The organism is Nocardioides terrigena (assembly GCF_003047265.1).
Lineage (GTDB): Bacteria > Actinomycetota > Actinomycetes > Propionibacteriales > Nocardioidaceae > Nocardioides > Nocardioides terrigena.
In genome coordinates, this window is record NZ_PZYY01000003.1 from 60,145 (window position 1) to 72,653 (window position 12,509).

Sequence of the window (12,509 nt, forward strand, 5' to 3'; positions counted from 1 at the left end):
CGCGAGCCGCTACGACGGCCTGGACCGGAAGCAGGCGGCCCGGCTCCGCGGAGCGCCCGGACGATCTACGACCTGCGCAGCCAGGGCCGCGGACCGGTGGGGATCAGGGTGTGTGGCGGCGCAGGATGGACGCGAGTCGGTCGTGGTCGCGGCGCTGGGCGTGCTGCAGTGGGGTGACGCCGTCGCTGTCGGGGATCGTGGGGTCGGCGCCGGCATCGAGAAGGATCTGCACGATCTGCTGGTGCCTGCGTCCCCCGTCGCCGAGGATGACTGCTTCGAGCATGGCGGTCCAGCCGAGGTCGTTGACGTGGTCGAGGTCGACCGGGGTCTGGACGACGCGTCGTACGTAGTCGACGTGGCCGCGTTCGCTGGCCGGGATCGGGGACAACCCGCCGAAGCGGTTGCGGATCGTCAGGTCGGGGTGCGCCGGCAGGAGTGCCTCGAGCATCGCCACGCTCCCGGTGACGCCGGTGACGAGCCAGGGGGTGTCGTGGCGGTCGTCCAGCGCGTCCGGGTCGGCGCCCATGGCGACGAGGAGCTCGGCGGTGGCGACGTGGTCGAGCGCGGAGGCCAGGAGCAGGGCGGTGCGGTCGCGCTCGTCGCGTGCCTCGATGTCGGCGCCGGCTCGCAGTGCGACGGCGACGGTGTCGGGGTCGCCGGCCTCGGCCGCCCGCAGCAGCGTGGCGTCCGGGTCGTGGGGCCGATCAGTGGTCGTCATCGTCCGCAGGATCAGCTCGAGGCCTGGGTAGCTCCGCTCGGCAGCCATCTCCAGCGGGGTCAGACCCGCGGATGGCGAGGTGTGGTCGAGCTGTACGCCGCCCGCCGCAAGCACCCGCACGGTCGTGGCGTAGGACGGCGTGTCCTCGCCTAGCCAGATCGCCTCGTGGATCGCCTGGTAGCCGATCCGGTTGACGTGGTCGCGGTCGATGCCGGCCCGGAGCAGCTCGCCGACGACCAGTCCGTGCCCGCGTTCGGCGGCGCGGATCAGCCCGGTGCCGTTCCAGCTGTCCTTGTCGTCGACCTCTGCGCCGTTCTGGAGTGTCAGGCGGAGCAGGTCGAGGTGTCCCTCGCTGGTGGCGATGAGGTAGGCCGACTGCTCGGTCTGGTCCTTGGCGTTGACGTCGGCCCCCTGGGAGACGAGGCGTCGTGCCAGGGGGACGTCGTTGGCCCAAGCGGCGTCCCGCAGCCGCTCGTCCAGTGCGGCCTGCTGCTCGGGGTCGGGGGAGAGGTCGCGCACGGTCTCATCCTTCTCGGGAGTCGCGCTGAGGGTCGGCTCGGGCGTCGCGGGGGGCGTCGTCCGCTCCTCGTTCGTCGACGCGGCTGACGGGGTCGACGCCGCCGGGTCCCCTGTCGCGTCGTCCGTGTCCGTCGCGCAGCCTGACGCCGCGAGCACAACGAGCGTCGTGGTCACGACGATCACTGATCGGAGCATGCACCGATGCTGCCATCCACTCAGCACGACTGGGGCGTCTTCTTCGTCCGGGCGTCACAGAGTCGTGAGCGCGAGCCACGTGGAAAGCCTGTGACCTGCGCGGATCCGCAGGTCACAGGCGATTTTTTCGGTCGGGCTGACAGGATTTGAACCTGCGACCCCCTGACCCCCAGTCAGGTGCGCTACCAAGCTGCGCTACAGCCCGAACACCCATCACCTGCGTGATGGGCGAGCGAAACCTTACCCCAGCAGTTGCCTCGATCGACAATCAGGTCGGGCGTGCGGCGAGGCGTCAGGCCATGGTGCCGAGGGAGGGCCCGACGAAGCCCGGGAACACCCGGCTGGAGTCGGCTCCGAAACGCGTCCGGACCACCTCGGTCAGCACGCTGCGGTAGTCGGTGGTGACCGTCAGGTCGGCGTCCGCGCCGTGCGCGAGGCCCGGCCACGTGCCGTAGTAGCGGCCACCGCGGACACCCGCACCGGCCAGGAACATCACGTTGCCGTGGCCGTGGTCGAGGCCGTAGTTGGCGTTCTCCGCGACCCGGCGGCCGAACTCGCTCAGGCACACGACGGTCACCTTCTCGCCGAAGGACCCGATGTCGGCGAAGAACGCCGCCAGCGCCGACGCGAAGGTGGCCGCGTGGTCCTTGAGCTTGCCCCACTCGAGCGTCCCGATGCCGGTGTGCATGTCCCAGTCACCCTGGTCGACCGTGATGACCTGGACGCCGACGTCGCCGCGGATGATGCGCGCGGCGTGGGCGAGCGCGTCGCCGAGGTCGCCCCGTGGATAGGTCGCGCCGCCGGTCGGGGTCGACGAGCCGGCCACCACCGGGGCCAGGGTGTCGACGGCCGTGAAGGTGTCGCGGGCCGCCGTCCCCAGCACGGACCGGTCGGAGCCCCACAGGGTCTTGAGGCTGGCCCGGCGCCGCGCGGCGTGGCCGTCCTCCTCACCGGGGATCGTCAGCTTGTCGAGGGAGGAGGCGGACATCGCGGGTGACGGGCCGGCCAGCGAGGTGGGTACGACGCCGCTGCCGAGGCCGATGCCCTGCACCGGGCTGGTGAGGGCGTCGAGGCCGATGAGCCGGTTGAGCCAGCCGACGCGGGTCGACGAGCCGGCACTGGCGTCCTCGATCTCCTCCATGGCCGAGAAGTGCGAGCGGTTGGCGGCGGGTAGTCCCGTGGCGTGCACGGCCGCCAGGCGACCGGACTGCCACAGGGGGAGCAGGGGCGCCAGGGAGGGGTGCAGGCCGAACATCCCGTCGCGGGCCAGCAGCTGGTCGGCGGCGATCGAGATGCCGGGCCGCGCCGCGTAGTAGACGGGGTCTGCGTGTGGGACGACGAGGGAGAGGCCGTCGGCGGCACCCCGCATCGACACCACCACGAGCACCGACGGTGCGGGGCTGGAGGCCGCGGCCGAGGCGCGCACCTCGGCGCCGCCGTACACGACCGACAGGCCGGCCACGCCGGCCGCCGTGCCGAGCAGGGTGCGGCGGGACAGGCGGCTCTGGGCGAACTCGGTGCAGCAGTCCTGGAGGGTCGTCATGTCACATCACCGGGTCATGTGGGCGGGGGAGTCGAGCAGGGTGGCGAGCAGGCGGGGCATGCCCCACTCCACGAGTTCGTGGGACTTCGTGATCTTCGTGCCCGGGCGCAGACCGGTGGCCTGGCAGCACGCCTTGAGCAGCTGCTTGCTGGCCGGACGGAAGAGGATCCGCTCCGCGAGGTGGTCGACGAGGTCGTCGAAGCGCACGGACTTGCCCGGCAGCCACGAGCGCGCGGAGCGGTAGGAGACGTCCTTGCTGGGCCACCACCCGCCGGCCATCGCCCAGTGCATGCCGAACGACGCCGCCATCCGGCCGGCCGAGGCCCACGCGGCGTTGGTGATCGGGGCTCCGTCGGGACGGCTCCACGAGAAGGGCCGTCCGCCCAGGCCGTCGGTCTGCCACAGGATCGCCTCGGCGGCGGAGTCCTGGGTGGCGGGACGGCGCAGCTTCACGCCGAGGGCCCGGTAGGTCGCCACGACGTCCTCGGCGGGGTCGCGGACCTTGGTGCCGCGCGAGGCCTTGAACACGGGCGAGGCGACGAGCGCCTTCAGCACCGGGACGATCGCGGTGTCGTGCTGGAGGTAGACCCTGGCCAGCTGGTCGACCAGGGCCTGCGGAGGCTCGTCGCGCACGAACTTGACCGCCAGCCGCCGGGCGACACGCTTCGCCGTCGCCGGGTGGTGTGCGAGGTGGTCGGTGTAGCGGCGGGTCAGCTCACGCCCGTCGGCGGAGCGGTTGGGGTCGCTGAAGCCCATCACGGTCACGGGACCGGTCGCGTGGTCCTCGGGGGAGTACGACGCCGCGAAGGTCTTCCACACGTCGACGCGCCAGCCGGTGAGGATTCGGGCCGAGTCCTTGACGTCCGCCTCGCTGAAGAGGCCGCGACCGACCGTGTGCAGCTCGAGGAGCTCGCGACCGAGGTTCTCGTTGGGCCGCGACGCGGTCGAGGTGGCGTTGTCCAGGTAGATCCCCATCGCCGGGTGGGTCACCACCGTGAACAGCAGGTCGCTGAACCTCCCGAGCGCCCGCGAGCGGATCGCGTCGCCGTACGCCACGCGGTGGGTGAAGACGCCGTCCGCCGCAACGGGCACGTGGAAGTGGTTCTCCCAGAGCTCCGTCATCACCTCGAGCACCTGGCGGCGGGACCTCACCCGCCGCACCAGCGCCCGTCGCATGTAGTCCTCCATGACCATCCAGCCCGGCTCGACCTCGCTCTGCGTGCGCTGCCACAGGTCCAGCGGGGAGCGGCCCAGCGACGGCCACCAGCCGTCGACCTCCTGGCCGGGGGCGTCGCCGACCTTCCCGGGCGAGAGCTGCTCGGCGAACCAGGCGTCGGCGCCCCGGCGGCGTACGTCGCGGACCAGGTCCTTGGTCAGGCCGTAGGAGAAGCGGGTGACGAGGTGTCGCTCGGCACCGGAGAGGACGTCGGTCGACGGCTTCTTCCGCTTCTTGTCCCGGGGCTTCCGCCCCTTCTTCCTTGGCACGTGGACGAGGCTAGGGCGGTTGTTACCAAGGTAAAGATCCCTTGGTCCGAGATGGCCCGAACGGACTACTGATCCTGACCGGTCGGCGGTGTGCCGGGATCGGGCAGGGCGCCGAACGTCTGGTTGCACAGCCAGCCGGCGCAAGTGATCAACCTGCTGCGACGCTCCTCGAGGGCGGCAGCCACGGCGGCGTACGCCGGGTCGTCGATGCGGTTGACCAGCTGGTCCGGGTCGAGGTCGTCGTCGTAGAGGAACGCGTCGGCCCCGTTGACGCCGTACAGGTAGCGATCGGTGCGGACGCCCCGGTAGGCCCACCCGTCGCCCCCGTCGTCACCGGTCTGCACGAGGGTGGTGTCGCGGAACGGCTGGTCGAGCCCGCGCAGGGTCGGCACCACGGAGGTGCCGTCGACCGCCCACGACGGCGACGCCCCGGCGATGGCCGCGAAGGTCGCCGGCAGGTCGACCAGGGTGACCGGCAGCTCGGAGGTGGTGCCCGGCGCGATGCCGGGTCCCCGGACCAGCAGCGGCACCTGGAGGGCCGGGTCGGTGAGGACGTTCTTGCCGATGAAGCGGTGCTCCCCGAGCGAGTAGCCGTTGTCGGAGGTGAAGACGATGACCGTGCTCTCGAGCTCGCCGGTCTCGCGCAGCGTGTCGACGAGGGAGGCGACCGCGCGGTCGACGGACTGCAGGGCCCGCAGGCGCGCACGGTGCTCCTCGATCACCACCTGCGGGTCGGCCTCACGCCGGCTGCGGAAGGGGCGGGGCTGGTCGAGGACCATCCGTTCGTTGAAGGACGGGTCCTCCAGCGAGGGGGGCATGGCGTCGGCGAAGCGGTCGGCGTCGCGGGGCGCGCTCGGCGGTGGGACGGGCTTGCCCCCGTCGAGGCGGTAGTGCGGCGCGAGGTGCCAGGAGTAGAGCAGGAACGGCTCGTCCCGGCGGGCGAACCGGCGGACCGTGTCGTTGGTCCGCTCGGCGATCACGTCGGTGACGTAGCTGTCCTCGAAGACCGCGGGGCTCGCGTCGTCGTCGGCGAACGAGAAGTCGAGGTAGTCGTAGACCCCGGAGACCAGGGCGTCCCAGTGGGTCCACCCGGACGGGCGGGTGTCCGCGGCGGTGTAGCCGTTGAGGAACTTGCCGACGAAGCCGGTCTGGTAGCCCGCCCGGCCGAACCACGAGCTGACCTCGTGGGTGGGGTCCAGGGCCTGGAAGCCCCCGAAGGGACCGGCGTTGTGCTGGACGCCGTTGTTCTGGGCGTACTGCCCGGTGACGAGCTCGGCCCGTGCGGGGCAGCAGAGGGGGTGGGGGGAGACGGCGTCGGTGAAGTCCAGCCCGCGGTCGGCGATGAGGCGCCGGGTCTCGGGCATCCACCGCAGGTCGTCGTCGCGCATGTCGTCGGTCATCACGAAGACGACGTTGGGACGGGTGTCGCGGGTGCCGCCGCGCGAGACCGGACCGTCGTCAGCGGTGACGGGGAGGCGGTCGGTCCCCGATGCGACGGGTACGACGCCGGACACCGGCTCGGAGGAGCGGGCCAGGCCTGCCGCGGCCGAGCAGACCACCAGCGTCGCCGCCAGGACAGCCGTCCCGCTCCGCATCCACGCCTGCATGGTGTCCCTTGGTCGCCCCCATCCGAGTGCCCCAGAGTAGGGGGCCCGGTGGCCCTCGCCCAAAGCGACGCGGCGATGTGGGCAGGTGTCGCTTAGGCTTGATCTCGTAGTACTGCCAGCACCCGGATGGAAGGGCGTCCACAGACCCCCATGGACGGCTATCAAAGTCGCCGCACGACCGTTTTCCTGATCTCGCCCGAGCGTCCGCGCCGTGCTCCCGGGGGCGCGTCGTGACCCCCTGGCTGCTCCTGCTCGTGTCGCTCGCCCTGATCGCGATCTGCGGGCTCTTCGTGGCGGCGGAGTTCTCCTTCGTCACCGTCGACCGGGCCACCGTCGAGCGTGCCGCCAGTGGTGGCGACGCCGCCGCGGCGGGTGTCCAGAACGCCCTCAAGACGCTGTCGACCCAGCTCTCCGGGGCGCAGGTGGGCATCACGGTGACCAACCTGGCCGTCGGGTTCCTGGCCGAGCCGGCCATCGCGACCCTGGTGCGCGACCCGCTGACGGCCGCCGGCGTGCCCGGGGGGTGGGTGTCGCCCATCTCGGTGGCGATCGGCCTCACCCTCGGCACCATCCTCACGATGCTCTTCGGCGAGATGGTCCCCAAGAACCTCGCCCTGGCCAAGCCGCTCGAGACCGCGCGCGCCACCCAAGGCTTCATGCGTGGCTTCACCGCGGTGACGCGCTGGCCAATCCGGGTGCTCAACAACTCCGCCAACGCCCTCGTGCGCCGGATGGGCATCGAGCCCCAGGAGGAGCTCCGCTCCGCCCGCAGCTCCGAGGAGCTCGCCTCGCTCGTGCAGCGGTCCGCCGACCAGGGCACGCTCGACCACGAGACCGCCGAGCTCATGGAGCGCAGCGTCGAGTTCGGCACCCGCACCGCCGGCGAGATCATGACCCCCCGCGTCCGCACCACCACCGTGGAGGAGGGCGACCGGGCGAGCGCCGTCATCGAGCTGGCCCGGCAGACCGGCCTCTCCCGCTTCCCCGTGCTCGACGCCGAGGACACCGTGGTCGGCACCGTCCACGTCAAGCACGCCGTCGCACTGCCCGTCCACGAGCGTGCGACCACCCGCATCAAGCACATCATGGTCAAGCCGACCGTGGTTCCCGACAGCCTCCGGCTCGACCCGCTGCTCGCGCTGCTGCGCGGCGACGGCTTCCAGATGGCCATCGTCCTCGACGAGTACGGCGGCCACGCGGGCATCGTGACGCTCGAGGACGTCGTGGAGGAGATCGTCGGGGACATCTCCGACGAGCACGACCGCCTCGGCGCCCGGGCGCGCCAGCGCCGCGACGGCGCCTGGAGCCTGTCGGGCCTGCTGCGGCCCGACGAGGTCGAGGACGCCACGGGCATCGAGCTGCCCGACCACGAGGACTACGACACCATCGGCGGGCTCGTCATGCAGCGCCTCGGCAAGATCCCGCAGGCCGGCGACCGCGTCGAGGTGCCGGTGCCGGACCGGTCCGACCCCGACGAGCCGCGCGAGGACCTCGCCACGCTCACCGTCGAGCGGATGGACGGCCTGCGCATCGATCGCCTCGAGCTGCGGCTGGTGACGCTCGACGAGCTGTCCGACGACCTGTCCGGCACGACCACGGGGGAGGTGACCGACCGTGGGTGACCTCACCGGCGTGGCGGTCGCCGTCGTCCTGCTCGCCCTGAACGCGTTCTTCGTGGGGGCCGAGTTCGCCCTGCTCTCGGCCCGGCGCAGCCAGATCGAGCCGCTCGCCCAGGCCGGCTCGCGGGCCGGTCGCACCGCGTTGCGCGCGATGGAGCAGGTCTCCCTCGTGATGGCCGGCGCCCAGCTCGGCATCACCATCTGCTCCCTGGGCCTCGGTGCCGTCGGGGAGCCCGCCGTCGCGCACCTGCTCGAGCCGCTCTTCCACACGATGCGGGTGCCCGATGCGGCCCTGCACCCGGTGTCCTTCGTGGTCGCCATGTCGATCGTCGTCTACCTGCACGTCGTGCTGGGGGAGATGGTCCCCAAGAACATCGCCCTGGCCGGTCCCACCCGCGCCGCGCTGGTGCTCGGTCCGCCGATGATGGTGGTCGTCACGGTGCTCCGGCCGGTCATCCTGCTGCTCAACGTCGCCGCCAACGGCATCCTGCGCCTGATCCGGATCGAGCCGAAGGACGAGGTCAGCTCGAGCTACACCCGCGAGGAGGTCGCGGCCCTGGTCGAGGAGTCGCGCGGCGAGGGCATGATCGCCGCCGACGAGTACGACCGCCTCGCCGGCGCCCTCGGCTTCACCGAGAAGACGGTCACGACCGTGCTGATGCCGGTCGAGGGGCTGTCCACGGTCGTCCGCGGGTCCACCGCGGCGGACGTCGAGACGATCTGCGCGGCCACCGGCTTCAGCCGGTTCCCCGTCGCGGACGCCGAGGGTGAGCTGCTCGGCTACCTCCACATCAAGGACGTCCTGGAGAGCGACGAGGAGCGTCGCCAGCGGCCGATCGACGACAAGTGGGTCCGACCCTTCGCGACGGTCGGTCCCGACGACCTGCTCCACGAGGCCCTCGAGAGCCTGCAGCTGCGGGGCGCCCACATGGCCCGCGTCGTACGACGCGACGGCGAGGTGCTCGGCCTGGTCACCCTGGAGGACGTCCTCGAGGAGCTGGTCGGCGTGATCCGGGACGGCTCGCACCACGAGGCCGGGGCCACGGCGGTCGAGTCGTGACCTCCTGCACCACCACCGCTGGATAGGGTGATCCAGTTGATCCCGACTCACCCGATGGCAGGCGATTCCGTGCAGGAGCAGACCCACCGCTCACGCGTGTGGACGATCCCCAACCTGCTCAGCATGGTCCGGCTGGCCGGAGTGCCCGTCTTCCTCTGGCTCGTCCTGGTCCCCGAGGCCGACGCCCTGGCGCTGGTGCTGCTCATGGTCTCGGGGGTCACCGACTGGCTCGACGGCTACCTCGCCCGCAGGCTCGACCAGCACTCAGCGCTGGGGGAGATCCTCGACCCCGTGGCCGACCGCCTCTACATCCTGGCGGTCGTCGTGGGGCTGGCGCTGCGCGACATCATCCCGTGGTGGGTGGCGATCATCCTGCCGCTGCGCGACCTCCTGCTGTGGGGCCTGGTGCCCATCCTGCGCACCCGCGGCTACAGCGCGCTGCCCGTGCACCTCCTGGGCAAGGCCGCGACGTTCAACCTGCTCTACGCCTTCCCCCTGCTGCTCCTGGGAGACGGCGAAGGGGCGATCCCGATGCTCGCCCGTGTCTTCGGGTGGGCCTTCGCGTTCTGGGGGATCGGCCTCTACTGGTGGGCTGGCGTGCTCTACGCCTGGCAGGTCCGCATGCTGCTGCGTGACACGGAGCGACGACCACCCCGTGAGCGACGCGATGCCTGACCAGTCCGCCCCGGAGCGACCGCGTGACCTGCCCGAGCACGTCACGACGCCGTTGCTCGCGCTCATCACGACGCGCTCGATGGACGAGGACTACGCCCACGTCGCCGACCGCAAGGCGGAGCGCGGCGGCGGGTCCACGGGCTCGTCGCGCCGGGGTTGGACGACGCTGGCCGTCGTGGGTGCCTTCGGCCTGCTCGTCGCCGTCGCCGGTGTCCAGACCTCGCGAGACGCCGACGTCCAGGAGCTCGGCCGGGCCACGCTCATCTCCCAGATCGACGCCGGCCGTGACGAGGTGGCCGACCTGCAGCGCGAGATCCGCACCCTCTCGGACGCCCGACTCGCCGCGGAGGAGCGCAACGAGACGCTGGCCGCCCAGTCCGACGACCTCGAGACCCGCGTACGCCGCCTCGAGGTGCGCACCGGTTTCGTCCCGGTGCGCGGCGAGGGCGTCCGGATCACCGTGACCAACCCGCAGAGCGAGGACCCCAACGACGAGGTCCGCGACGAGGACCTCGCGACACTGGTGGACGGCCTCTGGCAGGCCGGGGCCGAGGCGATCGCGATCAACGGCGTCCGGCTGACGTCCCTGGCCGGCATCCGCAACACCGGGCGCGCCATCCACGTCAACAGCCAGCCGCTGACCCCGCCGTACGTCGTGGAGGCGATCGGCGACAACGCGACCCTCCAGGCGCGGCTGCTCGAGACCAGCCAGGGCCAGGCGTGGTTCGGCCTCGTCAACGGCCTCGGCTTCGGCTACGAGGCCGAGAATGTCAACATGGTGCGACTCCCGGCCAGCACGCTGCGCACCCTGCGCGACGTCACCGAGGGGACCTCGGGCAACCCGAGCAAGACGGAGGAGGAGGTCACGCCGTGATCGCAGCGCTCGGACTGCTCCTCGGCGTGCTCGCCGGGCTCGTCTTCGCCCCCGACGTGCCGCTGGGCCTCGAGCCCTACCTGCCCATCGCCGTGGTGGCCGCGCTGGATGCCGTCTTCGGGGGCCTGCGGGCCTTCCTCGACGGGATCTTCGACGACAAGGTCTTCGTCGTGTCGTTCATCAGCAACGTCGTCATCGCCGCCGCCATCGTCTACATGGGCGACAAGCTCGGTGTCGGCAGCCAGCTGTCGACCGGGGTGGTCGTCGTCCTCGGCATCCGCATCTTCTCCAACGTCGCCGCCATCCGGCGCCACCTCTTCCATGCCTGAGCAGCCGAAGCCCCGCCACGAGGCGCGCCCGAGCCCGGAGGACGAGGACGCGGGTCGCAAGCGGCTGGCGTCCACCCTGCGCCACGGGTCCCGCGCCCAGGTCGTGGTCGCCATCCTGCTCGCGGTGCTCGGCTTCACGGCCATCGTGCAGGTGCGCAACACCGAGCAGGACAACACCTACGCGGGGCTGCGCGAGCAGGACCTCATCGAGATCCTCAACGCCCTCACCGGCACCGCCGAGCGCGCGCGCCGGGAACGGGACCGTCTCGAGCAGACGCGCGACGAGCTCCAGTCCGAGAACACCAGCCGCGAGGCCGCGCTGTCCCAGACCCAGGAGCGGGCCCGCACCCTCAACATCCTCGCCGGCCTGGTGCCGGTCACGGGCCCGGGCATCCGGATCACCATCGAGGAGGGTGCCGGCCCGGTGAGCGTGGGGTCCCTGCTGGACATCGTGCAGGAGATGCGCACCGCCGATGCGGAGGCCATCGAGTTCAACGACCAGTACCGGGTGGTGGCTCAGAGCTCGTTCAACGAGGCCGTGGGCGGCATCGAGCTCGACGGCAACCTGCTCGAGCCGCCGTACGTCATCGAGGTCATCGGCGACCCCCACTCGCTCAACGGCGGGCTCTCCTTCGCAGGCGGCCCGATCGAGACGCTCGAGCAGTACGACGGCGCCACGGTGGAGGTCGAGGAGCTCGAGTCGATCGACATCGAGAGCGTCCGCGAGTTCGTGCGACCCGTCAACGCCGAAGCCGACACGGGCCAGTAACCTGCCTGTGCACCGACCAGCAACCGAGGAGACAGCGTGTATCCCGAGGACCTGAAGTACACCAGCGAGCACGAGTGGGTGCGCATCCCCGGCGAGGCGGAGGGCTCGGTCCGCATCGGGATCACGCACTTCGCACAGGACGCCCTCGGCGACATCGTCTACGTGTCGCTCCCCGAGGTGGGGGACCAGGTGACCGGTGGCGACACCTGCGGCGAGCTCGAGTCGACCAAGTCCGTGAGCGACGTCTACGCGCCCCTGACCGGTGAGGTCGTGGCCCGCAACGAGTCCCTCGACGCGACCCCCGAGCTGGTCAACAACGACCCGTACGCCGCCGGCTGGCTGTTCGAGCTCGTGCCGTCCGACGCCTCCCAGGTCGAGGGTCTGCTCGACGCCGCGGCCTACCAGGCCGGGCTCGAGGGCTGAGGGTCCCCGACCGTCCACCGACTCGTGTGATCCGCCGTTGCGGGCACACGATCGGCTGGTAGGTTCGTCGCAACCGTCAACCTCAGGCCCTGCCTGAGGGTTGCGGTCCCGATCATCCCGTCAGCTCCACCAGGTCTCAGCCCCCGAGGAGGGTTCCATGCCGTTCTGCACCGCCTGTGGCAAGCAGAACCCGGACGACGCGCGATTCTGCGCCCAGTGCGGGACCCGACTGGTGGCCGCCGACGAGGCGGGCGCCGCGCCCGCCGATGCCGGCCGAGCCGCCGGCGACGCGACCGCGACCATCACGTTCGGGGTGCCGAGCACCGAGTCGTCGGACCGACAGCTGAGCCCCGTCGACGCCGCCGCGGTCGACGCGCTCCCTGCCGGGCACGCGCTCCTCGTGGTCCAGCGCGGTCCCAGCGCGGGCAGCCGCTTCCTCCTCGACGCCGACCTCGTGGGTGCCGGCCGGCACCCCGAGAGCGAGATCTTCCTCGACGACGTCACCGTCTCCCGCCGTCACGCGGAGTTCCGCCGCAACGGCAACGACTTCACGGTCAGCGACGTCGGCAGCCTCAACGGGACCTACGTCAACCGCGACCGCATCGACTCGGTGCAGCTGACCGACGGCGACGAGGTCCAGATCGGCAAGTACCGACTCGTGTTCTTCTCCGGCGCCGCGGGCAGCTGACCGGT

General features: G+C 71.5%; 12 protein-coding genes and 1 tRNA gene. 8 read left to right on the plus strand and 5 right to left on the minus strand.

What is annotated here, in order from left to right:
- Positions 1-103: 103 nt before the first annotated feature.
- From DAE25_RS07020 to DAE25_RS07040, 5 genes are all read right to left on the minus strand, one after another.
- The gene (locus tag DAE25_RS07020; protein ID WP_234410906.1) at positions 104-1,432 is read right to left on the minus strand and encodes an ankyrin repeat domain-containing protein; all 1,329 of its coding nucleotides are present in this window, start codon (positions 1,430-1,432) and stop codon (positions 104-106) included.
- 131 nt (positions 1,433-1,563) lie between these two features.
- A tRNA-Pro gene (locus DAE25_RS07025) sits at positions 1,564-1,637 on the minus strand.
- Positions 1,638-1,724: 87 nt separating this feature from the next.
- Complete coding sequence (locus DAE25_RS07030; RefSeq protein WP_107765517.1) at positions 1,725-2,975, minus strand: DUF1501 domain-containing protein; 1,251 nt, start codon at positions 2,973-2,975, stop codon at positions 1,725-1,727.
- 6 nt (positions 2,976-2,981) lie between these two features.
- Entirely contained in the window at positions 2,982-4,460 is a 1,479-nt protein-coding gene (locus DAE25_RS07035; protein ID WP_159083621.1) for a DUF1800 domain-containing protein, read from the minus strand.
- Between the two features lie 65 nt (positions 4,461-4,525).
- Entirely contained in the window at positions 4,526-6,067 is a 1,542-nt protein-coding gene (locus tag DAE25_RS07040; protein ID WP_107765519.1) for a sulfatase family protein, read from the minus strand.
- Between the two features lie 230 nt (positions 6,068-6,297).
- Here DAE25_RS07040 and DAE25_RS07045 point away from each other — a divergent pair, with 230 nt between their 5' ends.
- The 8 genes from DAE25_RS07045 (at position 6,298) to DAE25_RS07080 (ending at position 12,504) form a co-directional block, all read left to right on the plus strand.
- On the plus strand, positions 6,298-7,689 hold the full coding sequence (locus DAE25_RS07045) for a hemolysin family protein (RefSeq protein WP_107765520.1): 1,392 nt from the start codon (positions 6,298-6,300) through the stop codon (positions 7,687-7,689).
- Positions 7,682-8,746 carry a hemolysin family protein gene (locus tag DAE25_RS07050; protein ID WP_107765521.1) on the plus strand — a complete coding sequence of 355 codons (1,065 nt, stop codon included), beginning with the start codon at positions 7,682-7,684 and terminating at the stop codon, positions 8,744-8,746. Before DAE25_RS07045 ends, DAE25_RS07050 begins: the two co-directional genes overlap by 8 nt.
- A gap of 54 nt (positions 8,747-8,800) precedes the next feature.
- Positions 8,801-9,421: a CDP-alcohol phosphatidyltransferase family protein gene (locus DAE25_RS07055; RefSeq protein WP_056889203.1), complete on the plus strand. Its 621-nt coding sequence runs from the start codon at positions 8,801-8,803 to the stop codon at positions 9,419-9,421.
- Positions 9,402-10,295: a DUF881 domain-containing protein gene (locus DAE25_RS07060; RefSeq protein WP_107765522.1), complete on the plus strand. Its 894-nt coding sequence runs from the start codon at positions 9,402-9,404 to the stop codon at positions 10,293-10,295. The genes DAE25_RS07055 and DAE25_RS07060 overlap by 20 nt, the downstream gene beginning before the upstream one ends.
- A complete protein-coding gene (locus DAE25_RS07065; protein ID WP_056889201.1) occupies positions 10,292-10,624 on the plus strand; it encodes a small basic family protein in 333 nt (110 codons plus the stop codon). Before DAE25_RS07060 ends, DAE25_RS07065 begins: the two co-directional genes overlap by 4 nt.
- A complete protein-coding gene (locus DAE25_RS07070) occupies positions 10,617-11,393 on the plus strand; it encodes a DUF881 domain-containing protein (protein ID WP_107765523.1) in 777 nt (258 codons plus the stop codon). The genes DAE25_RS07065 and DAE25_RS07070 overlap by 8 nt, the downstream gene beginning before the upstream one ends.
- A 36-nt stretch (positions 11,394-11,429) precedes the next feature.
- Positions 11,430-11,816, plus strand: coding sequence for a glycine cleavage system protein GcvH (gene gcvH, locus DAE25_RS07075; protein WP_056889199.1), 387 nt, complete (start codon positions 11,430-11,432; stop codon positions 11,814-11,816).
- Between the two features lie 157 nt (positions 11,817-11,973).
- The gene (locus DAE25_RS07080) at positions 11,974-12,504 is read left to right on the plus strand and encodes an FHA domain-containing protein (protein WP_107765524.1); all 531 of its coding nucleotides are present in this window, start codon (positions 11,974-11,976) and stop codon (positions 12,502-12,504) included.
- Positions 12,505-12,509 lie beyond the last annotated feature (5 nt).

What these genes read in the sequence shown, in the direction of transcription:
- DAE25_RS07030 (WP_107765517.1), bottom strand. Translation starts at nt 2,975, where the DNA reads ATGACGACCCTCCAGGACTGCTGCACCGAGTTCGCCCAGAGCCGCCTG.
- DAE25_RS07070 (WP_107765523.1), top strand. Translation starts at nt 10,617, where the DNA reads ATGCCTGAGCAGCCGAAGCCCCGCCACGAGGCGCGCCCGAGCCCGGAG.
- DAE25_RS07040 (WP_107765519.1), bottom strand. Translation starts at nt 6,067, where the DNA reads ATGCAGGCGTGGATGCGGAGCGGGACGGCTGTCCTGGCGGCGACGCTG.
- DAE25_RS07055 (WP_056889203.1), top strand. Translation starts at nt 8,801, where the DNA reads ATGGCAGGCGATTCCGTGCAGGAGCAGACCCACCGCTCACGCGTGTGG.
- DAE25_RS07020 (WP_234410906.1), bottom strand. Translation starts at nt 1,432, where the DNA reads ATGCTCCGATCAGTGATCGTCGTGACCACGACGCTCGTTGTGCTCGCG.
- DAE25_RS07080 (WP_107765524.1), top strand. Translation starts at nt 11,974, where the DNA reads ATGCCGTTCTGCACCGCCTGTGGCAAGCAGAACCCGGACGACGCGCGA.